Here is a 21,005-nt window from a genome sequence, read left to right as displayed (position 1 = left end):
GCATACGTGCCGAATGGGGCAGGAACTTGAATGGCGCTGAACTTTTGGCGTTGTTTGATGCGTCAGTCAACCTATACGCGGACTTTGACAAATGTGCCGGGCGCGTCCGCGAGGCTCTTCAGCCTCTGCGCAGGCACGCGCGCGGGGACGCGTTCCGAATCTCTCTCCTCGATCCATTTCTGCCAGTGAGGCCACCACGAACCGGGCGTTTCCGTCGCCGTGGCAACCCAGTCCTCGAAGCTGCCCTGCGGCTTCGCGCCAGTCCAGTACTGGTATTTGCCGAGCGACGGCGGATTGACCACGCCCGCAATATGCCCCGAGCCGGACATGACATATTCGACATCGCCGCCGAAATGGCGGCAGCCGAGAAACACAGAGCGCGCGGGCGCGATGTGGTCGTCCTTGGTGGCGAGGTTGTAGATCGGTATCTTGACGTCCTTCAGCGAGATATTGCGCCCGGCGAGCTTCATCCTGCCCTTGGACAGGTTGTTTTCCAGATAGCAATTCCTCAAGTAAAACGAATGGTTGGCGGCAGCCATTCGCGTGGAATCCGAATTCCAGTAAAGCAGGTCGAACGGCATGGGGTCCTTGCCGCGCATATAGTTGTTGACGACATAGGGCCAGATGAGGTCGCCGGACCGCAACATGTTGAAGGCCGTCGCCATCTTGGTGCCTTCCAGATAGCCGCGTCCGTTCATCGCCCTTTCGAGCGCCTGCACCTGATCCTCGTCGACAAAGACCTTGAGGTCGCCCGCATAGGTGAAATCGACCTGCGTGGTGAACAGTGTGGCGGACTTGATCCGGTGGTCGCCTTCCTGCGCCATCAGGGCCAGCCCCGCCGCCAGCAGCGTGCCGCCGACACAATAGCCGATGGCGTTCACCGCCTTTTCCCCGGTTTCCTGCTCGATCGTATCGAGCGCGAATTGCAGGCCCTCGCGAATATAGGCTTCCCAGTCCTTGCGTCCGTGGCGTTCGTCCGGGTTGACCCACGAAATGACGAAAACCGTGTGCCCCTGTTCGACCGCCCAGCGGATGAAAGACTTCTCGGGATTTAGATCGAGGATGTAGAACTTGTTGATCCAGGGCGGGCAGATCAGCAAAGGCCGTTTCAGCACGGTTTCGGTGGCAGGCTCATACTGGATCACCTCGACCAGATCGCTGCGCGCCACCACCTTGCCGGGTGTCAGCGCGACGTTTTTGCCGATCTCGAACTTGGAATTGTCGGCCTGCCGGAGCTTGAGGTCGCCCTTGCCGGCGGCGATGTCCTCGGCGAGCATTTTCATGCCGCGTACGAGATTTGCGCCGTTGGCGGCGACGGTCTCGCGAAAGAGTTCGGGGTTGGTCAGCACGAAATTCGAGGGAGAGAGCGCATAGGACACCTGCTTCACATAGAAGCTCGCCTTGTGCCGCGTATGTTCATCCAGCCCGTCGGCATGTTCGACAAGATCGGTCGCCCAGCGCGCCACCACGAGATAAGCCTGCTTGAGGAAGTCGAAAAACGCGTTCTTTCCCCATTCCTCGTCGGCGAATCGCTTGTCGCCGCGCTCCGGCCTGACCGCGTCCTCGACGCCTTCCGCCCCGCTCACGCGATGAACCGCGCCCGTCCAGACGGTGATGAGGCCGGCAAAAAGGCGGGTCTGCGCTTCCAGCGCGCGGGTCGGGTCCGATAGCCAGTATTCGGTGAGCTTGGAGAAGGTCTTGACCATGTCGGCCACCGGCTCGGCCACGCTGTCGTGGGTTTCACCCTTTTCGCGCGGGGCGGCCCAGGCTGCTGCGGCCTTTCCGAGATTTTCGAGCGTCCGCGCCATATTGAGCGCGAATGTTTCCGGGTCCTTGACCAGATAAGGTTCGACATTCGCTGCTTCGGCAGCCGGACTGGACGCCACTTCCGCAGTTTTGTTCATGTTTTGCGCTGTTCCTCCCCTGCGCTTTCTTGACATGGTATCATGGGAAGACTCTAAGGGTCCAACATCATTCGTCGCAAATGGAGCCGGAGTGAAAAAGAAATTCGCATTGCGCTTCACAGCCGGGAATTGCGGTCGCGCCGCAATGATCTCGCTCCTGTTTGCGCTGGCCGCCTGCACGACGCCGGACGATCCGGCAAGCGGGGCGGTCAATACCGGCACCTATCCCAATCTCAACGTCAAGCCGGCAATAGCCGCCGCTCAATTGTCGCAGGAAGAGCGTGATGCTGCGGTCGATTCGCTGAAAGGTGCGGCGGCAGGGCAGGCCGCATCAGGCAAGGGACCGTCGGCCTCGGCCAGCGAGGCGGAACTGCGGCGGCTTGGCGCGACGCACAGCGATGAAACGCTGAAAGAAATTTGCGCCCCTCGACCGACCTGCTGATGGGGTATATAGGGCTGCGCGCGGCCATGCATGAACGGGCCGGGACCCTCAGGGGGACGCGAGATGGAAATGGAAGAATTTCATAAGGTCAGGCGGCTTCCGCCCTATGTGTTCGAGCAGGTGAACCGGCTCAAGGCCAGCGCGCGTTCACGCGGCGCCGACATCATCGATCTCGGCATGGGCAACCCCGACCTGCCGACCCCCACCGCCATCGTGGACAAGCTGGTAGAAGTCGTGCGCGATCCGCGCACCCACCGCTATTCGGCGTCGCGCGGCATTCCCGGTCTGCGCCGCGCTCAGGCCAACTATTATGCGCGCCGTTTCGGAGTGAAGCTCGACCCGGATACGCAGGTCGTCGCCACGCTCGGCTCCAAGGAAGGCTTCGCCAACATGGCGCAGGCGATCACCGCGCCCGGCGATGTCATCCTGTGCCCCAATCCGACCTATCCGATCCATGCCTTCGGCTTCATCATGTCGGGCGGCGTCATCCGTTCGCTCCAGGTGGAACCCGACGACAAGTTCATCCCCGCGCTTGAGCGCGGCGTGCGCCATTCCATCCCGAAGCCGCTTGCGCTGATCCTCAACTATCCTTCGAACCCGACGGCGCTGGTCGCCTCGCTGGATTTCTACAAGGACGTGGTGGCCTTCGCGCGAAAGAACGACATTATCATCCTGTCGGACCTCGCCTATTCGGAAATCTATTTCGACGGCAATCCGCCGCCTTCGGTGCTTCAGGTGCCCGGCGCGATGGACATCGCGGTTGAGTTCACCTCCATGTCCAAGACCTTTTCCATGCCCGGCTGGCGCATGGGCTTTGCGGTGGGCAACGAACGGCTGATTGCGGCGCTGGCGCGCGTCAAATCCTATCTGGACTATGGTGCGTTCACGCCGATCCAGGTCGCGGCAGCCGCCGCGCTGAACGGTGACGGTTCGGACATCGCCGAAATTCGTTCGGTCTACCACAAGCGCCGCGATGCAATGGTTGAGTCGTTCGGTCGCGCGGGTTGGGACATTCCCGCACCGCAGGCTTCCATGTTCGCATGGGCGCCGATCCCCGAGCAGTTCCGGCACCTTGGCTCGCTGGAATTTTCGAAGCTCTTGATCGAACATGCCGATGTGGCGGTCGCGCCGGGCGTCGGCTTCGGCGAGCACGGCGACGACTTCGTTCGCCTTGCCTTCGTGGAAAACGAGCACCGCATCAGGCAGGCGGCGCGCTCGATCAAGAAATTCTTGCAGGCGTCAGCCAAGCAGCCCAACAATGTGGTGCCGCTCGCCGCGCATCGCTGACGGGTTCAATCGACAGGAAAAGGATACGCCGTGGCTCGCGTTGCGAACGCTTTGCATGTTGGGATCGCCGGACTCGGCACCGTGGGCGCATCGGTTGTTCGCGTCCTGACCCGAAAGGCCGCCGAACTCACCCGGCAATGCGGGCAACCTATCGAGGTCACGGCGGTTTCGGCCCGCGACCGTTCGCGCGACCGTGGCGTCGATCTCGGCGCGGCGAAGTGGTTCGACGATCCGGTCGAGCTGGCGAAGTTCGACGGCATCCACGTGTTCGTGGAACTGATGGGCGGCGACGAGGGTGCGGCGCGCGTGGCGGTCACCGCCGCGCTTGAGGCGGGTAAGCATGTGGTCACCGCCAACAAGGCGCTTCTGGCGAAGCACGGCGTGGCGCTTGCCGAAATCGCGGAATCGAAGGGCGTGTTGCTGAACTATGAGGCGGCGGTCGCAGGCGGCATCCCGGTCATCAAGACGATGCGCGAGGCAATGGCTGGCAACAGCGTCAGCCGCGTGTTCGGCATCCTCAACGGCACCTGCAACTACATACTGACGCGAATGGAAGCGGAAGGCATCTCGTTCGAGGAATGCCTCAAGGATGCCCAGCGGCTGGGCTACGCGGAGGCCGACCCGACCTTCGACATCGAAGGCAATGACACGGCGCACAAGCTCGCCATCCTCACCAGCCTTGCATTCGGCACGCGGATCGCCGCCGATCAGGTCTATATGGAAGGCATTTCCAACATCACGCAGGCGGACATTCGCGCTGCCGGCGAACTCGGCTACCGCATCAAGCTGCTTGGCGTCGCGCAGCAGACCGAGACGGGTGTCGAGCAGCGCGTGCATCCGACGATGGTCCCCACCTCGTCGGTGATCGCGCAGGTGCACGGCGTGACCAATGCGGTTGCGGTCGAGACGGACATTCTCGGCGAATTGCTTTTGTCCGGCCCCGGCGCAGGCGGCAACGCGACCGCGTCCGCAGTGGTCGGCGACATTGCCGACATCGCCAAGAGCCTCCCCGGTTTCCAGCACGGCCCGGTGTTTGGCCGCCCGGCCAAGGAACTGAAGCCCTACAAGAGGGCGGGCATCCGCTCGCACGCGGGTGGATATTTCATCCGCCTCACCGTGCATGACCGCATCGGCGTGTTCGCCACGCTCGCAAAGCGCATGGCCGACAACGAGATTTCGCTGGAATCCATCGTCCAGCAGGCGCATGGCGAACTGGATGCGAAGCAAAAGACCGTCATTCTGGTCACGCATGAGACGACGGAGTCCGCAGTGCGCAAGGCGGTCGAGGCGGTGACCAAGGACGGCCTTCTTGCGGATAAGGCGCAGGTCATTCGCATTGAACGCGCGGAGTAGTTTCCTCAATCGATTCAGTAGGGTCGGTTGTCTTGCTCTTGTTGCGTGCCTTTGACAAAAGGGCGGCAACTGAAATCTTGTCGGGGATAAATTGAAATGGCGAAGGGCGTGATTGCTGGACTTGACCGTGTTCTGACAATGGAAATCGTGCGCGTTACCGAGCGCGCCGCCGTGGCTGCGGCGCGCCTGCGGGGGCGCGGCGATGAGAAAGCCGCCGATCAGGTAGCGGTCGACGCCATGCGTGCGGAGTTGAATCGCCTGCCGATCCGGGGCACCGTCGTCATCGGCGAGGGCGAACGCGACGAGGCTCCGATGCTTTATATCGGCGAGGAGGTCGGCACCGGCAAAGGACCGGAGGTCGACATTGCGCTCGATCCGCTGGAGGGCACCACGATCTGCGCGAAGAACCTGCCCAATGCGCTTGCCGTCATCGCTGTCGCGGAGAAGGGCAGTCTGCTCTATGCGCCGGATGTCTACATGGACAAGATCGCGATCGGCCCCGGCTATCCCGAAGGCGTCATCGACATCGATGCCTCCCCGCGCCAGAACATCCATAACCTTGCCGACGCCAAGCGCGTGCCGGTTTCGGAAATCACTGCCTGCATCCTCGACCGTCCGCGCCACGCCAAGCTGATCGAGGCGGTGCGCGACACGGGAGTCGCCATCCGCCTGATCGGCGACGGCGATGTGGCGGGCGTGATCCACACCACCAACCCGGACGACACGGGCATCGACATCTATCTCGGTTCCGGCGGCGCGCCTGAAGGCGTACTGGCTGCGGCGGCGCTGCGCTGCACAGGGGGCCAGATGCAGGGCCGCCTGCTGCTGGACACGCCGGAGAAGGTGGCGCGCGCCGCGAAGATGGGCATTGCCGATCCGAACCGCGTCTACAAGGTCGGCGATATGGCGCGCGGCGACGTGGTTTTCGCCGCAACCGGCGTCACCGACGGCAACATGTTGTCCGGGGTGAAGTTCGGGCGGACCGCCATCACCACCCACACCATCGTGCTGCGCTCTTCGTCGCGCACCGTGCGCGAAATCAAGGCGCGGCACCAGGATATGGACAAGTTTTGACATCGGAGCGGCGCTATTTCCTCGATGTCAGGCGCTCCGCAACCGGCCTTGCCTGGGTGCACCGTCTGACCGAAGCGCAGGAAATGGCGGCGCTCGCAATGGCGCAGGCCGAGGGCATTCCTGAAATCGTCGCGCGCGTGCTCGCGGGCAGGGGCGTGCGCAAGGGCGAAGCGGCGGCCTTCCTCGATCCCACGATCCGGAACCTCCTGCCCGATCCCGAAACCCTGACCGACATGGATGCGGCGGCCTCGCGCATCGCGGATGCGATCGAACGACGCGAGCGGATCGCTATTTTTGGCGACTACGATGTGGATGGGGCCTGCTCGTCGGCGCTCGTCAAGCGCTTTCTCGATCATTTCGGGATCGAATCCGAGATCTATATTCCCGACCGCATCTTTGAAGGCTACGGGCCGAACCCCGACGCCATGCGTGAACTTGCGGGGCGCGCATCGCTCATCGTCACGGTCGATTGCGGCACCAACAGCGCGGTTGCAATTGCGGCGGCGCGCGAGGCGGGCGCCGACGTGGTCGTTCTCGATCACCATCAGGTCGGAGGCGAACTGCCCGCCGGAACGCCCGTGGTCAATCCCAACCGGGAGGACGACATTTCGGGGCAGGGGCATCTGTGCGCGGCGGGCGTCGTCTTCCTCGCGCTGGTTCAGGTTTCCCGCATCCTGCGACAGCGCGGCGCGGCTGCCGCGCAGCCCGACCTGCTGAACTTTCTCGATCTGGTGGCGCTTGCCACGGTCTGCGACGTCGTTCCGCTTGTGGGCGTCAATCGCGCCTTTGTCGTCAAGGGCCTGATCGCCATTCGCCAGATGCGCAATGAGGGGCTTGCGGCACTCATCCGCGCCGCGCGCATTTCCGAGCCGGTCAACGCTTTTCACCTCGCTTTCCTGCTCGGTCCGCGCATCAATGCGGGCGGGCGCATCGGAGATGCGGCGCTCGGCAGCCGCCTGCTCGCCACCGATGACGCCGTTGAAGCGCGCAAGATCGCCGAGACGCTCGACCGCCTCAACCAGGAGCGGCAGGCGATGGAACAGGCAATGGTTGAAGCCGCGCGCGCCGAGGCCGACGCCGAAATGGCGGGCGGCGACGGCCCCGCCGTCGTGGTCACGGCCAGCGATTCATGGCATCCGGGAATTGTCGGTCTGATTGCCGCGCGGCTGAAGGAGCACACGCGCCGGCCCGCCTTCGCGGTGCACTTCCATGCGAACGGAACGGGTGTCGGTTCAGGCCGTTCGATTTCCGGCTTCGATCTTGGCGGGCTGGTGCGCGCCGCCGTTGCCGAGGGCCTGCTGGTCAAGGGCGGCGGTCACGCCATGGCGGCAGGGATCACGGTCGAGCGTGCCCGCCTCGGCGACCTGCGCGCCTTCTTCGAGCGGCAGGCGGCCGCGCAGGTTGCCCAATTGCGGCACGAGGAAAGCCTCGAAATCGACGGCGCCTTGTCGGCTGACGGCGTCACACAGCAGCTTTTCGACACTCTGGAACATGCGGGACCCTATGGCAGCGGCCATGCCGCGCCGGTTTTCGTGCTGCCGCGCCACAAGTTGTTGTCGGCGCGCGAGGTCGGCAACGGCCATGTGCGGGCCGATCTCGCCTCGCTGACGGGCGCGCGCGTGCAGGCGATGGCTTTCCGGGTAGCCCAATCCCCATTGGGCACGTTCCTGTTCGCCAATCAGGGCAGGAACATCCATGCGGCGGGGACGCTTGCTGCAAACCACTGGAACGGCAACCGGACGATCCAACTTCGCATGATCGATGCCGCGCCCGAGGCCGAGCGCGTGTGACGGAGCGGTTCAGGCGAACCTGACGACCCACTCATTGTTACGGACCTTTTCCGCGTAGCTGTCGGGAATGGAGATTTGCCAGGTCCTGTTGGTGGGGTGCACCTTGTATGCGCAAACCTGGCGGCCCAGCTCATCGAATATGAGCATTGTCGCGATCTCTCCATCAGCCATGTCGATCTCTCCGACAAGGCTGCGGGTGCTCAGATTTATGCCTATGTGGTGCTCGAGGTCGAGCGATGCGCCGGGCACATGCGGGAACGGCTCATTGTTGAAGAAATGAAACAGGCGGTCGTGCGAGAGCACGCTTTGCCGGACGGTCGGCCAAACTCTCTTGCGGAGAAAATGCTGGTCAACATGGCTCGGTACGAAATCTCCCGGTTTCACGAATGCGATCATTTCGCGTCGCATGTCCGGGATGACCCCGGTGCAGCCGCCCCACAATCCCGCCAGCATGATCTCCGTGTGCGTATAGTTGTCCCGCATGACGTGGAACCACCTGCCTGATTCCAGCCATGCCTGCACAGCGGCGACCTCGCGTTCCCCGATCAGCGAATTCGCATCGCGCATCAGGAAGCGCGAGACATCGGGATCGTCCGCGGCAAGGAAACGCCACATAAGGGCCGGAATGCTTTCGCGCGCTTGTGCGTCGACCATGCGGATTTCGCCGCCCGCTTCCGTGATCCTGCGAAAGATTTCGGAGGGTACGGTCTCGTCGCAATAGAAGCGGCAGCGCCAGTCTGGCAGCAGTCTTGCGGCCGCCACGCAGTTCATGATCGCGACCTCACAATAGCGTGGGCTTGCGCCAAACAGTGAGTAGGCGATGACCTGGCCCTTGCCGCGAATGCGTGGCGGCGGCCCTTCGGGAAGGGGATAGCGGGGCTCGGCAGCCACAATGCTGTCGCGCAGCGCAAGCGAAGCCGAACCATTGGCCCGCATTTCATCCTGCTTGCCCAGCGCTCCGCAGATTTCAGCCATGAGGTCGAAATACATCTGCTGCCTTTGAGGCGGCGGATTGTTGCTTGCGATCTCGTATGCTTCCTGCGGATGGTCCAGGCGATTCAGGCAAACCGCCTCGGCATAGACGAGGTCGAGGGAGCTGAAAAGCGTGCGCGCATGGCGCGCCACCGCAAGCGCTTCCTCGAATTTTCGCGCCGCAAAGAGTTCATTGTACTGCTGGTAAAGGTGCTCCTGAAGCGCGCGGCCGGTCAGGGTCCCGGTGGCAGGCTGGCGGTCTGGCGACATGGTTTCCCATCGACGTGCAAAGGTCGATTCCGCCAAATCCTCAACACCGCACCAACTGCATATATTCATCCCGAACGACTGCGCAAGGCCCGGCATTTGGCGGCAACTTGCGGAATTTCGGTGACTGAGCCTAGCGGATGATGTCGAAGCGCGCCGACCATTCCTTGCTTTCGATCCTGTCCGCATAGCTGTCAGGCACCGCGAGTGCCCAGCGCTGCCCGCGCACCTCGGCTTCATATGTGCAGACCAGGTTCTTCTGCCCGTCGCGAATGTAGATCCTCACCTTGCTGCCGTCAGGCGCGTTGCAGGGCGAGGCGATGGAACCCGTGCTCTGGTTTGCGCCGACATGGTGTTTGGGATCGAGCGAAGCGCCGGGCACGACCGGAAAAGGTTCGTTGTTGAAGAAATCGAACTGGCTGTCATGCGACAAGACGCTCTGGCGAGCCGTCGGCCAGATCCGCTTCCTCAGGAAATGCTGGTCGACAAATGCCGTGTGCACATTTCCCTCGGCGATGAACTCCATGATTTCGCGCCGCATGTCGGGGATAGCTCCCGTGCAGCCGCCCCATAGCCCCGCCAGCATCAGTTCGGTATGGGTGTAGTAGTCGCGCATGACGTGGAACCATTTTCCCGACTCCAGCCAGGCACCCACCGCGGCCGCCTCCCGCTCGCCGATCAGCGAGTCGGCGTCGCGCATCAGGAAATGCGACACGCCGGGATCGTCGGCGCACAGGAAGCGCCACATCAAGGGCGGGATGGATTTGCGCGTCGCGTCGTTGATGAGGATGATCTCGCCGCCCGCCTCCTTGAGTCTCCGGCGGACATCCGCTGGAACCGTTTCGTCGCAATAGAATCGGCAAGTCCACTGCGGAAGCAGCCGCGCCGCGCTTTGGCAATTCATGATCGCAACTTCGCAGTAGCGCGGGCTGCCGCCATAGAGAGAATAGGAAATCGCGCGCTTGCAGCCTTCCTGTAATGGCGGCGGACCATCCGGTATGCGGTGGCTCGGGCCGCCGCCGAATTTCCTCTCGCGGATCGTCAGCGCGGTCGAGCCATGTGCCTGCAACTGGCCGGTCATGCCGAGAGCGCCGCAAATCTCGGCCATCAGGTCATGGTAGTTTTCGTTGTCGCGCGCTGCCGGGTGCTGGCTGGCCAGCGCGTATGCCTCCTGCGAGCGGTGGAGGCGATGCAGGCAGAGCGCTTCGGAATGGATGATTTCGATTGAATTGGTGATTTCGCGCGCGCGTCGCGCGAGGTCCAGCGCCCGCTCGTAATTGCGTTCGGCATAGGCATGCTGGTATTCGTTGTAGAGGCGCTGGAATTGCGAGCGCCTGTCATCGACCCCTTGTTGAGCCTGAACGTCGGACAATGCTTTCCCCATCGACACGGTTTGGTCGATGCCGCCACATCAAATCCGCACGGGGAATCTATACGACGCGAAGGGTGGCAGGAACAAGTCCCGAAGCTCAAACCATGACGGCCTGAAGCCGCTTTACCTCTTCGATGCGCGCAAGTGTGCTTTCATAGCCAAGCTCGATTGCCTCGTCTGCGCGATGGAATTCCGCGAGGCCGATATGTCCGAGCTTGGGTTGCAGCGACATGTCCGGCGGATCGCCGGCCAGCCTGGCGCGCGAAATGCGGTCCTGTATGATGTTGAACGCCTCGACCATGACGCCTGTGACGCCAAGCCTCGCCTGCGTCGGCGGCGTGTCCTTCGTGTCCCTCGGATTGCCGTTCTTCTCAATCAGCAATTCGCCCGCGCTGTGCTTCAAGACGGCGGAGCGCCCGAAATTGTCGTAGTGCAGGTTCACCGCGATCACCAGCGGCTGCTCATAGGCGCGGCACACCGATACGGGAACGGGATTGACCAGTGCCCCGTCGACAAGGATGCGGCCATCGCATTCCACCGGCTCGAATACGCCGGGCAATGCATAGGATGCGCGAACGGCCCGGATCAGCGCACCTTCGCTCAGCCAGATTTCGTGGCCGGTACGGATCTCGGTCGCCACCGCCACAAACGGCTTCGGCAGGTCCTCGATGCGCATGCCGTTCATGTGTTCCTTCATGCGGGCATTGAGCTTCATGCCGCCGAACAGACCATTGGAGGCGAAAGTGATGTCGAGCAGGCCGAAGATGCGCCGCCTTGTCAGGCTCCTCGCAAATTCCTCAAGCTCGTTGAGCTTGCCCGCCAGATAGCATCCGCCAACCAGCGCGCCGATGGAGGTTCCGGCGATCATGGAAATCTCGATCCCGGCCTCGTCAAGCGCCCGCAGCACGCCGATATGCGCCCAGCCCCGCGCGGCTCCGCCGCCGAGGGCGAGCGCCACGCCCGGCTTCATCTTCTTCGTTCCGGCCAGTCCGCCCGCCGAGACAACGCCGTCGGCTTCCCGGACATCGGCCCGCCGGAACGATGCCCATTCGAGCATCACTTACACTCCATGTCCCAAGCCCGCTAAAGGGTATTTGAGTATTAGAAACACAAATGCAAATGGCCAGTCGAATGAAATAGTCTGACCATCGGAGATTCAGCGTTACCGTTCGACCTTGAGGACAGTACTGCCGTCCGAAAGGCGTACGCTGCGGTAAAAGCAGGAGCGTCGCCCGGTGTGGCAGGTGGCGCCATCGCCGGCAACACGCACCTTGAGCCAAAGTGCGTCCTGATCGCAATCGGTGCGCAACTCCAGCACGCTTTGCAGGTTTCCGGAGGTTTCCCCCTTCTTCCACAGCGTGTTGCGGGAGCGGGACCAGTAGTGGGCGATGCCGCTTTCCAGCGTCAGCGCAAGCGCCTCGGCGTTCATATGCGCCACCATCAGCAATTCGCCGTTGTCGGCGTCCGTAACCACTGCCGTCAACAGGCCGCTTGCGTCGAACTTGGGCGTGAAGCGGTCGCCTTCCTCCAGCGCGGCCTTGTCCGCGGGGGGCGTTTCAAATGTCAGCGATGCCATCCGGTCAGCCCACGACGATGCCGTTCTTGATCATCGACACGAACCGCACCTGCTCCTCCGGGTTGTCCCGGAATGTGCCGGTAAAGGTCGAGGTAGTGGTGACGGAGCCCTGCTTTCGGATGCCGCGCATTTCGATGCACATGTGGTTCGCCTCGATCATCACGGCGACGCCGCGCGGATTGAGAACGTCCTGAATCACATTCGCGATCTGCGCCGTCATCGCCTCCTGCGTTTGCAGGCGGTGCGCGAAAATCTCCACGACGCGGATCAGCTTCGACAGGCCGACGACCTTGCCGTCGGGCAGGTAGCCGACATGCGCCTTGCCGATGATGGGCACCATGTGATGCTCGCAATGGGAGTGAAAGCTGATGTCGCGCATGACCACCATGTCGTCATAGCCCGCAACTTCCTCGAAGGTGCGGCCAAGCTCGTCGGCAGCGCATTTGTCATAGCCTTCGAACATTTCCCGATAGGCCTTGACCACGCGCTTCGGCGTGTCGACCAGCCCCTCGCGGTTCGGATCGTCGCCCGCCCAACGGAGCAGGGTCAGCACGGCTGCCTCTGCCTCCTCCTGTGTCGGACGATCCGTTACCGGCCTGTCCATATAGGTGGAAGGAAGCATCTTCTTGATTGCGGCGTCCATGATAAGCGTCTCCCGTAGTTCCTTTCGCAGAAGGAACGAGTTGAACGGCAGCCTGTCTGCGGGTCTTTTCTGGATTTCAGGCCCGAAATCAGCACAGTTTTCGGTTCCCTGCCATCAAGACCTTCGTCAGCCTTGTCCAGCAGGAAGCCGGAGCACTATATAGGATCGAACAAGGCGAAAGATAGGTGTCGGAACGCGACAAACGTTTCGTCCAGCCGCGACAGGGCGGAAAAATCATGATCAACGACGTCTACAACGCGAAAATTCTCGGTTTTGCCGGAAATATCGGGCGCACGGGCCGCCTTGAGCACGCGGACGCAACCGCAACCGCGCATTCCAAACTGTGCGGCTCGACCGTCACGGTGGACCTTGCCATGCAGGGCGATGTGGTCACCGATTTCGCGCATGTCGTCAAAGCCTGCGCGCTCGGGCAGGCCTCGTCGGCCATCATGGCGGAGCATGTTGTCGGCGCGACAGCGTCGGAACTGCGTGCCGTACGCGAAACGATGTTGAAGATGCTCAAGGAAAACGGCTCGCCACCCGAAGGCCGCTTCGCCGATTTGAAGTATCTTGAGCCGGTGCGCGACTATAAGGCGCGGCATGCATCGACCATGCTGACATTCGACGCCGTGGTCGATGCCATCGGCCAGATCGAACGCAAGAGGGAAGGGCAGGCGGCCTAGATCCTGCCTCTAGATCAACGGTCGAAACGCGGCGAATTCCGCCCGCACCCAGTCCGCAAATGCCTTCGCCGGCTCGGCCAGTGCGTCGAGGTCACGCGCAGCCAGCCAATAATTGCCCGCCGCAATCTTCACGGGAAACGGGGCGACCAGCGCGCCCGACACCAGATCGTCATGCGCCAGGAACGTGCAGCCGAGCGCGACGCCGTGACCCCTGACGGCAGCCTGCAACACCAGCGCCATGTCGGCGAGCGAAGGCCCGCGTGCCGGTTCCGTCGTCGGGCCTGCCCCGGCCAGCTCGAACCATCGGTCCCAATAGCGGCGGTTCTCTTCGTGTAGAAGCGCGAAATTTCTCAGGTCCGCTGGCGACGTGAGGTTCTGCCCGGCGCGGAGGAGTTCAGGCGATAGCATCGGCGTGTCGTGGAGCGTCAGCAGGTGTTCAGCCTTCGTGTCCGGCCACGAGCTGCGCTCCGCGCTGTAGCGCAGGGCGAGGTCCGGGCCGCCGCCGTGAAAATCGACGACGCGAGGTGTCACATCGATCAGCACATCGATATCGGGGCGCAAGTCACGAAACCTGTTCAGGCGCGGCACGAGCCAGTTCGATGCGAGCGCCGGTTCCACGCTCACGCGCACGGCTTTCGGGCCGCCCCGCTGGAGGATCTCGGTCAACGCCGCATCGATCGTGTCGAAACTTGCAGTTATCCGAAAGAGAAGGGCCGAACCGGCTTCGGTCAGTTCGACCTTGCGATGCAGGCGGCGGAAAAGCGGCGCGGCGAGCAGGTCCTCAAGCTCCCTTACCTGCCGGCTGATCGCGGCCTGCGAGACGAAAAGCTCATCCGCCGCCCGGCTAAAGCTCAAATGGCGTCCGGCGGCCTCGAAGCTGCGCAATGCCGTAAGCGGCAACCGACCGCGTTTCATCGGATAATCTCAAGTTATGCGACGGCGAAAATATACTCGTTTGAGCGAAATTGCCAACAGGCATTTACTCCCTGTCCAGGAGGTGTCGCCATGCGCACATTTGTCGAAATTCTCAGCGAAGTCGTCCGTATCGTCACGTTCCAGCCGGTCGCCGGCAGCGGCGGAATGACACCCCTTGATCCACGCCCTCGCAACACGCGAAGAGAGGACATATGTTCAAGGCACTGACAAAGCCGGAGAAGGGTCTTGCACGACCACGCACATGCAAAGCCTGTGGCTCGCCGAACCCGCAACTTCGACGGGCCGTGGCGCAAGACCCCCGGTCGCATGTTCGGCACTACGCTGGTGCGACTGTACCAGCTCACGCTTTCTGGGTTTATCGGCAATTCCTGCCGCCACATGCCCACCTGCTCGGAATATGCCTATGAGGCGATTGCCCGGCATGGTCTGTGGGCGGGCGGCTGGATGGGCGCGTTTCGTGTGATGCGGTGCGGGCCATGGGGCACCCATGGCATCGATCCCGTGCCTGCGCGGCTCGGCTTGCGCTTCCACTGGTTCACGCCATGGCGTTATTGGCGCGTCAACTCTGATCCAGCACCCTGATGTCCGCTGGCGGCTCGCCCGCGAGATATCGCTCATAGGCGCGCCGAAAGCCGTTCTCCAGGTTGCGCGTATAGCGTCGCGTATCGAAAAGTGGATGAATGAAACGGTTGCGCGCGAGACGTTCCCGGATTTCCCGCAACTCGGTGCGGTGTGTCGCCAGGTGCAGGATCCTGGCCTCATATTCCTCTTTCGATTCCGTGATGAGTTCGGGCAGCCCAACCGCATTGAGCAGGCTGGCGGCGACTCGTGCCGCAAACTGCTTGCCTGCCATGGTTATAAGGGGAAGTCCGGCCCACAGCGCATCGCTGCCTGTGGTGTGTGCATTGCAGTTGAATGTGTCCAGAAACAGGTCAGCATGCCGGTGGCGCGCGAGGTGCAGCGCATGCGGCGCCCTGTCGCAAAAGATCAGCCGATCGGATGCGACGCCGCTGGCCTCGGCCGACTTGCGCAAATTGCCTTCCATGCCGTCATCGGTGCGCAGCAACCACAGGACGCTGCCTTCGACCTGCGCGAGGACGCGCATCCAGATGTCGAATTCATCCTTTTTGATCTTGGTGGAATTGTTGAAGCAACAAAACACCATGCCCCGTTCGGGAAGCCCGAACTCGCTGCGCGGTGTAGAGATGTCGGCGGCCCGCCGCAGATTGTCGTTGGGCTGATAGCTGTGCGGAAGGTAGAGCACCTTTTCATCGTAGTACTTGCGATAGCGGCTGGGTATCAGCATGCGATCCGCGACGATGTAGTCGAACACATCCGTTCCGAGCGTGCTCGGATAGCCGAGATAGTTCATTTGGATCGGCGCGAGGCGATAGCCGAATATCTGCGACCGCGTTTCGGCAGTGTAGCCCTTGAGGTCGATCGCGATGTCGAGCTGGTGTGAGCGTGCAAGTTCGGCAAAGGTTTCGTCCGAGAGACCTTCCGCGTAGTGAAAATGCAGGTTGCGCTGGTTGAGCAGGTCACGAAACTGCACGCTTGCCTGCCGCCCGTAGCTGTAGGCGTGAATTTCGAAGCCGGTTCGGTCATGTTCGCGAAGCACGCCCGAAAGCAGGTGAAGCGTCGCATGATCGTGGAAGTCCGCCGAAAAATAGCCGATCTTGAGCTGGTCCGGGCGATATTTCGGGCGCGGCAATTCCGAAAATGGCCTGATGCCTCCGGCGAGTTGGCGCCAGAACGCCTGCGAGCGAAGCTGTTGTTCCTTGGGGTCGTCCTCATAAAACAACGCACTGAAAGGGTTTAATTCAGCGCGATTGATCGGCTTTGCTTCCCCCGCAAAGTCACAAAGCCTCGACTGAATCCACGCCCTTAGCGAGGTCGCCGAACTGTCGTCCGGGTTGAGTTCAAGCGCCATGTCCAGCGCTTCACCGGCCTTGGGCAGGTCCCCCAGTTCATTGTAGGCGTTGCCGAGGCCCAGATAGGCCTCGACCAGCTTCGGATTGAGTTCGACGGCCCTCTGGAATGAAGCGACCGCTTCCTCGTATTTTCCCAGCCTGAACAGGCAGATGCCGCTGCCATAGTGCGCTTCCGCAAAATCGGGCGCGGTTTCGTTCGCGATCCTCCATTCGTGCAGGGCAGCCTCGATGTCGCCCTCCCTGAACAGGAGCATTGCCCTGTTGTGATTGGCGATGGCGAGATTGGGGTCGAGATTGAGCGCGTCGGCATAGCACTCCAGCGCCTCCTGAACCTTGTCCTGTGCGCGCAGCGCATTTGCCAGATTGTAGTGCGCGAGCGCATTCCTCGGCCGAAACGACAACGCCTTGCGCGCACATTTTTCAGCGTGCTCGAACTGCCCGAGTTCATGTTCGGCAGAGCCGAGCAGCGCCCAAAGCATGTAGGAGTTCGGATAGTCTCGTATCAGCGCAATCGCGCTCTTCGCCAGTTGCACATATTCCTTGCGCTCGGAAAGCGCGAAAAGGGACGCAAGCCGCTCCGGGGGCAGGTCGACCTTTCGCGACAGCGCTTCGAGCCTGTCCTTCGCCGTCGAGTTTTCCGGAAAGGACTTGAGAATCTGCGTGTAGAGCGAACGTGCCTGCGCCACTTCCTCGCGCTGCTCGTGCGTCATCGCAATTTGCAGGGCCTCTTCGATGGAGACCCGGACTGGCGCTGGCGGTGCTTGCAATTCTGTGCTGCGTGACATGGTCTGGAATCGTTGCGGTCTATGGCGAGCTTTAACCTTTTACATATTTTACATTAGAAATATATACGCTGCGTAATCGCAAGCCCTACTTCATGCACAGCTTGTGCGTGCGCCCGCCGGCAGGTCATCGGCTTTACGGATCGGGCGAATGAAGCTAAAGCAACGCCGCGCAAAAGGCGCATGACCACCCGCGTTCGTATGCGGGACTGGATAGGAGAATGATCTTGTCGAATGTTTCCCTCACATTTCCCGATGGTTCCGTGCGCGAGTACGACGCGGGGCTGACCGGCGCGCAGCTCGCCGAGTCGATTTCCAAGTCGCTGGCTAAGAAGGCGGTCGCCTACACGATGGACGGTTCGCTGCGCGATCTTTCCGATCTGCTTGCCGCTTCCGGCAGCGTCGAGATCGTCACCCGCTCGGACCCGCGCGCGCTGGAGCTTATCCGCCACGACGCTGCCCATGTGCTGGCGGAGGCGGTTCAGGAACTGTGGCCCGGCACCCAGGTCACCATCGGTCCGGTGATCGAGAACGGATTCTACTACGATTTCGCGCGCAACGAGCCGTTCACGCCCGACGACTTTCCGGTGATCGAGAAGAAGATGCGCGAGATCATCGCGCGCAACAGGCCGTTCACCAAGGAGGTCTGGTCGCGCGAGAAGGCGAAGAAGGTATTTCGCGACAAGGGCGAGAGCTACAAGGTCGAGCTGGTCGACGCGATTCCCGAAGGCCAGGACCTCAAGATTTACGCGCAGGGCGAGTGGTTCGACCTTTGCCGGGGGCCGCACATGGCATCCACCGGCCAGATCGGCAGCGCGTTCAAGCTTATGAAGGTGGCCGGCGCCTATTGGCGCGGCGACGCGAACAACCCGATGCTGACCCGCATCTACGGCACGGCGTGGGCGGAGCAGGCGGAACTCGAAGCCTATCTGCACATGCTGGAAGAGGCTGAAAAGCGTGATCACCGCAAGCTTGGCCGCGAAATGGACCTGTTCCATTTCCAGGAGGAAGGGCCGGGCGTCGTGTTCTGGCACGCCAAGGGCTGGAAGATGTTCCAGAACCTTGTCGCCTATATGCGCCGCAGGCTTGCCGACGACTATCAGGAGGTCAACGCGCCGCAGGTGCTCGACCATTCACTTTGGGAAACGTCGGGCCATTGGGGCTGGTACAGGGAAAACATGTTCGCCGTGCAGTCGGCGGGCGACGAGGCCGAGGACAAGCGCATCTTCGCGCTCAAGCCGATGAACTGCCCCGGCCATGTGCAGATCTTCAAGCACGGCCTGAAGTCCTATCGCGAACTGCCTATTCGGCTTGCGGAATTCGGCATCGTCCACCGCTATGAGCCGTCGGGCGCGCTGCACGGGCTGATGCGCGTTCGCGGCTTCACGCAGGACGATGCGCATATTTTCTGCACCGACGAGCAGATGGCGGCGGAATGCCTCAAGATCAACGACCTGATCCTGTCGGTCTATGAGGATTTCGGCTTTGGCGAGGTGGTGGTGAAGCTCTCGACCCGCCCGGACAAGCGCGTCGGCTCCGACGCGCTTTGGGACCGTGCCGAGGCCGTGATGATGGACGTTCTCAAGACCATCGAGGCGCAGTCGGGCGGCCGCATCAAGACCGGCATCCTGCCGGGCGAAGGCGCTTTTTACGGTCCGAAGTTCGAATATACGTTGAAGGACGCCATCGGCCGCGAATGGCAATGCGGCACGACGCAGGTGGATTTCAACCTGCCGGAGCGTTTCGGCGCTTTCTATATCGGCGCGGATTCGGAAAAGAAGCAGCCTGTGATGATCCACCGCGCGATCTGCGGCTCGATGGAGCGGTTCCTCGGCATTCTGATCGAGAACTATTCCGGGCATTTTCCGCTGTGGTTCGCGCCGGTGCAGGTGGTGGTCGCAACGATCACTTCGGATGCGGACGACTACGCCGCGTCGGTCGTCAAGCAGTTGAAGGCTGCCGGACTGGCGGCGGAAGCCGATCTTCGCAACGAAAAGATCAACTACAAGGTCCGCGAGCATTCGCTGGTGAAGGTGCCGGTCATTCTGGTCTGCGGTCGACGCGAGGCCGAAGAGGGCACTGTCAACATTCGCAGGCTGGGCTCGCGCGATCAGCAGTCGATGGCGTTGGGAGAGGCTTTGGCAATGCTCAAGGACGAAGCTGTTCCGCCGGATTTGCGCCGCGCCGAATAGGCGCGGCCTCTACAGGTAGTGCTCGATCCGCTTGCCCGCCGCCAGGAAATCGGCGGGATCGATGGCCACCCCGTTGCGGCGTATTTCGTAGTGCATGTGCGGGCCGGTGGAACGGCCCGTGCTGCCCACTTCGCCGAGCACGTCGCCGGGCTTCACCTGCTCGCCGACGGTCACGTGAATGGCGCTCATATGGCCGAAACGGGTGGCAAAGCCGTTTGCGTGTTTGATCTCGACCATCTGTCCATAGCCGCCGTTCCAGCCTGCCTCGGTGACGGTGCCGTAGCCCGTCGCCAGTATCGGCGTGCCGCTGGGTGCGCGAAAATCCATGCCTGAGTGCATCGCCGGGGTGCCGAGCAGCGGATCGGTCCTGACCCCGAAACGGCTTGAAACGGAGCGACCGGGCGCCGGGTTCGCGAAGGGCAGGGCGCGCGCCTCCTGCTTGAGGCCGCCCAACCGGTCAAGCGCTTCATCCAGTTCCTTGACCTTCGAGTCGAATATGCCGGCCTGATCCAGCGGTACGAGCGGCCCGCCGACATCGGCCTTGCCGTAGTCGTCTTCGATGTCGACGCCTGCGGTGCGCAATGCGTCGCCGAGCACGGAGCTTTCGCGATAGGCGTTGGTCGCCATCGTGTCGAGCTTGCGCAACTGATCCGCCTCGACGGCTTCCAGCGATTTGTGGATCGCGACGAAATTTCGGTCCGCACGGTCTGCAGCGGTTTCGTCATTGCTTGCGGACAAGAACGGCTGCGCGCCCATGGACCCATAGGCAAGTGGCTGTCCGCCGCTGTCCAGCATGGCCTGCGGCTTGTCCATGCCGGGCGTCTCTATGGACGGTGTCTCGATGGCGGGAGAATCCTGCTCTACCGCTGCCTCGGATATGGTTTCGCCGATCTTCCCGTGCCGGGCGTTCAATGCTTCCTGGCGGGCCATCAACTCCGATACCTTAGTCTCGACCATTTGCTGGTCGAGCATTTGGCGGCTGGTGATGCGGTCCACCTGCGCGCGAAGTGCGGCGATGCGGTCCTCATATGCCTGCTGGATGCGCGCCTGCCGGGCGGAAGCCGCGCTCACGATGTCGTCGCGGAACACAAGATAGGCCGTCGCAGCCAGATAGCCGATCGAAAGCGCGGTCAGCGTTCCTGCAAATGCAGTTACAAGCCAAGGCCGGATTGTAAAATGCCGGATATGGCTGCCTCGCGCGATAATGACTGTGTGAGGCTCTTTTTTCTTTCCGAAAACGGTTGAATGCTGGCCTTTGTTTTTCACGTCAGTGCTCTCACGCCGCATCGAACTTATACGGCGTGATTACACTCCATTAAGGTTAATAAAGAGCTTCAACCCGGCCTTGCGGCATGGCTCAATGCCAGAATAGCCAGAGCAGGATGATGACCGGGATCGGCACGCCGAGAAGCCAGAGCAATATACTGCGACCCATGATTTTCCTCCTGTAGACTGTTCGTCACGGATCAAACGGAGGCGATCCGATTTGGTTCCTTTGAGCCTTCAAAGCCGCGTCTCTATGCACTAGAGCGTTTCACAGTTAGTTTGAATCATTCTGTTTGTCGTTTTGGCGCGGCGGTCCACAAGGAAGGGCGCGAAGGACGGGCTGGTTGCCCGGTCGAGCGGCATGACGAAGTGGGTGCCCGCCAAACGCAAACCCGAAGGGCCGGGCCGGTTTGCGCCAAATCCTTCGGTCTTTGTCTTGTCCGGGCCACCAGCCCGACCTTCGACAAACCCCTTGGCCTTGTCGCAAACCGTCGCCGGCAGAATGCTTCAAACTAACTGCGAAACGCTCTAAGTC

17 protein-coding genes are annotated in these 21,005 nt (G+C 62.0%); 8 read left to right on the top strand and 9 right to left on the bottom strand.

Features of this window, described 5'->3' with window-relative positions:
• Nucleotides 1-71: 71 nt before the first annotated feature.
• The gene (gene phaC, locus M9924_17280; protein ID MCO5066148.1) at nucleotides 72-1,904 is read right to left on the bottom strand and encodes a class I poly(R)-hydroxyalkanoic acid synthase; all 1,833 of its coding nucleotides are present in this window, start codon (nucleotides 1,902-1,904) and stop codon (nucleotides 72-74) included.
• 91 nt (nucleotides 1,905-1,995) lie between these two features.
• Between phaC and M9924_17275 the strand changes: the two genes are divergently transcribed.
• From M9924_17275 to recJ, 5 genes are all read left to right on the top strand, one after another.
• Nucleotides 1,996-2,346 (top strand): hypothetical protein, encoded by a 351-nt coding sequence (locus tag M9924_17275; protein MCO5066147.1) that lies wholly within the window; start codon nucleotides 1,996-1,998, stop codon nucleotides 2,344-2,346.
• A 69-nt stretch (nucleotides 2,347-2,415) separates the two neighbouring features.
• Nucleotides 2,416-3,633 (top strand): LL-diaminopimelate aminotransferase, encoded by a 1,218-nt coding sequence (locus M9924_17270; GenBank protein MCO5066146.1) that lies wholly within the window; start codon nucleotides 2,416-2,418, stop codon nucleotides 3,631-3,633.
• Nucleotides 3,634-3,663: 30 nt separating this feature from the next.
• Nucleotides 3,664-4,986, top strand: coding sequence for a homoserine dehydrogenase (locus tag M9924_17265; protein MCO5066145.1), 1,323 nt, complete (start codon nucleotides 3,664-3,666; stop codon nucleotides 4,984-4,986).
• Between the two features lie 90 nt (nucleotides 4,987-5,076).
• The gene (gene glpX / locus M9924_17260) at nucleotides 5,077-6,060 is read left to right on the top strand and encodes a class II fructose-bisphosphatase (protein MCO5066144.1); all 984 of its coding nucleotides are present in this window, start codon (nucleotides 5,077-5,079) and stop codon (nucleotides 6,058-6,060) included.
• Complete coding sequence (gene recJ, locus M9924_17255) at nucleotides 6,057-7,850, top strand: single-stranded-DNA-specific exonuclease RecJ (GenBank protein ID MCO5066143.1); 1,794 nt, start codon at nucleotides 6,057-6,059, stop codon at nucleotides 7,848-7,850. Before glpX ends, recJ begins: the two co-directional genes overlap by 4 nt.
• A 9-nt stretch (nucleotides 7,851-7,859) precedes the next feature.
• Here recJ and M9924_17250 read toward each other — a convergent pair whose 3' ends face one another.
• The 5 genes from M9924_17250 to folE all read right to left on the bottom strand — a co-directional run bounded on the left by M9924_17250 (nucleotide 7,860) and on the right by folE (nucleotide 12,680).
• Complete coding sequence (locus tag M9924_17250) at nucleotides 7,860-9,092, bottom strand: hypothetical protein (protein MCO5066142.1); 1,233 nt, start codon at nucleotides 9,090-9,092, stop codon at nucleotides 7,860-7,862.
• 130 nt (nucleotides 9,093-9,222) lie between these two features.
• Nucleotides 9,223-10,461 carry a hypothetical protein gene (locus tag M9924_17245; protein ID MCO5066141.1) on the bottom strand — a complete coding sequence of 413 codons (1,239 nt, stop codon included), beginning with the start codon at nucleotides 10,459-10,461 and terminating at the stop codon, nucleotides 9,223-9,225.
• Nucleotides 10,462-10,558: 97 nt separating this feature from the next.
• Entirely contained in the window at nucleotides 10,559-11,518 is a 960-nt protein-coding gene (locus tag M9924_17240) for a patatin family protein (GenBank protein ID MCO5066140.1), read from the bottom strand.
• A gap of 105 nt (nucleotides 11,519-11,623) precedes the next feature.
• Nucleotides 11,624-12,037 carry a phosphoribosyl-AMP cyclohydrolase gene (gene hisI, locus M9924_17235; GenBank protein MCO5066139.1) on the bottom strand — a complete coding sequence of 138 codons (414 nt, stop codon included), beginning with the start codon at nucleotides 12,035-12,037 and terminating at the stop codon, nucleotides 11,624-11,626.
• A 4-nt stretch (nucleotides 12,038-12,041) separates the two neighbouring features.
• The gene (folE, locus tag M9924_17230) at nucleotides 12,042-12,680 is read right to left on the bottom strand and encodes a GTP cyclohydrolase I FolE (protein ID MCO5066138.1); all 639 of its coding nucleotides are present in this window, start codon (nucleotides 12,678-12,680) and stop codon (nucleotides 12,042-12,044) included.
• Nucleotides 12,681-12,916: 236 nt separating this feature from the next.
• Between folE and M9924_17225 the strand changes: the two genes are divergently transcribed.
• Nucleotides 12,917-13,363 (top strand): iron-sulfur cluster assembly scaffold protein, encoded by a 447-nt coding sequence (locus tag M9924_17225; GenBank protein MCO5066137.1) that lies wholly within the window; start codon nucleotides 12,917-12,919, stop codon nucleotides 13,361-13,363.
• Nucleotides 13,364-13,372: 9 nt separating this feature from the next.
• Here M9924_17225 and M9924_17220 read toward each other — a convergent pair whose 3' ends face one another.
• Nucleotides 13,373-14,278 (bottom strand): LysR substrate-binding domain-containing protein, encoded by a 906-nt coding sequence (locus M9924_17220; GenBank protein MCO5066136.1) that lies wholly within the window; start codon nucleotides 14,276-14,278, stop codon nucleotides 13,373-13,375.
• A gap of 246 nt (nucleotides 14,279-14,524) precedes the next feature.
• On the opposite strand from M9924_17220, the gene yidD reads away from it, so the two are divergent.
• Nucleotides 14,525-14,881 carry a membrane protein insertion efficiency factor YidD gene (yidD, locus tag M9924_17215; GenBank protein MCO5066135.1) on the top strand — a complete coding sequence of 119 codons (357 nt, stop codon included), beginning with the start codon at nucleotides 14,525-14,527 and terminating at the stop codon, nucleotides 14,879-14,881.
• Here the strand turns inward: yidD and M9924_17210 are convergent.
• Nucleotides 14,859-16,940: a tetratricopeptide repeat protein gene (locus M9924_17210; GenBank protein ID MCO5066134.1), complete on the bottom strand. Its 2,082-nt coding sequence runs from the start codon at nucleotides 16,938-16,940 to the stop codon at nucleotides 14,859-14,861. The two genes, yidD and M9924_17210, sit on opposite strands and share 23 nt — an antisense overlap.
• Nucleotides 16,941-17,236: 296 nt before the next feature.
• On the opposite strand from M9924_17210, the gene thrS reads away from it, so the two are divergent.
• Entirely contained in the window at nucleotides 17,237-19,204 is a 1,968-nt protein-coding gene (thrS, locus tag M9924_17205; GenBank protein MCO5066133.1) for a threonine--tRNA ligase, read from the top strand.
• Nucleotides 19,205-19,213: 9 nt separating this feature from the next.
• Here the strand turns inward: thrS and M9924_17200 are convergent, their stop codons facing one another.
• Nucleotides 19,214-20,491 carry a peptidoglycan DD-metalloendopeptidase family protein gene (locus M9924_17200; protein ID MCO5066132.1) on the bottom strand — a complete coding sequence of 426 codons (1,278 nt, stop codon included), beginning with the start codon at nucleotides 20,489-20,491 and terminating at the stop codon, nucleotides 19,214-19,216.
• Between the last annotated feature and the right edge of the window lie 514 nt (nucleotides 20,492-21,005).

The organism is Rhizobiaceae bacterium (assembly GCA_023953835.1).
Taxonomy (GTDB): Bacteria; Pseudomonadota; Alphaproteobacteria; order Rhizobiales; family Rhizobiaceae; genus Mesorhizobium_G.
This window is presented reverse-complemented; position numbering and strand designations above follow the sequence as displayed.

What these genes read in the sequence shown, in the direction of transcription:
- M9924_17250 (MCO5066142.1), bottom strand. Translation starts at nt 9,092, where the DNA reads ATGTCGCCAGACCGCCAGCCTGCCACCGGGACCCTGACCGGCCGCGCG.
- hisI (MCO5066139.1), bottom strand. Translation starts at nt 12,037, where the DNA reads ATGGCATCGCTGACATTTGAAACGCCCCCCGCGGACAAGGCCGCGCTG.
- M9924_17220 (MCO5066136.1), bottom strand. Translation starts at nt 14,278, where the DNA reads ATGAAACGCGGTCGGTTGCCGCTTACGGCATTGCGCAGCTTCGAGGCC.
- M9924_17210 (MCO5066134.1), bottom strand. Translation starts at nt 16,940, where the DNA reads ATGACGCACGAGCAGCGCGAGGAAGTGGCGCAGGCACGTTCGCTCTAC.
- phaC (MCO5066148.1), bottom strand. Translation starts at nt 1,904, where the DNA reads ATGAACAAAACTGCGGAAGTGGCGTCCAGTCCGGCTGCCGAAGCAGCG.
- M9924_17225 (MCO5066137.1), top strand. Translation starts at nt 12,917, where the DNA reads ATGATCAACGACGTCTACAACGCGAAAATTCTCGGTTTTGCCGGAAAT.
- M9924_17240 (MCO5066140.1), bottom strand. Translation starts at nt 11,518, where the DNA reads ATGCTCGAATGGGCATCGTTCCGGCGGGCCGATGTCCGGGAAGCCGAC.
- M9924_17200 (MCO5066132.1), bottom strand. Translation starts at nt 20,491, where the DNA reads ATGCGGCGTGAGAGCACTGACGTGAAAAACAAAGGCCAGCATTCAACC.
- M9924_17270 (MCO5066146.1), top strand. Translation starts at nt 2,416, where the DNA reads ATGGAAGAATTTCATAAGGTCAGGCGGCTTCCGCCCTATGTGTTCGAG.
- folE (MCO5066138.1), bottom strand. Translation starts at nt 12,680, where the DNA reads ATGGACGCCGCAATCAAGAAGATGCTTCCTTCCACCTATATGGACAGG.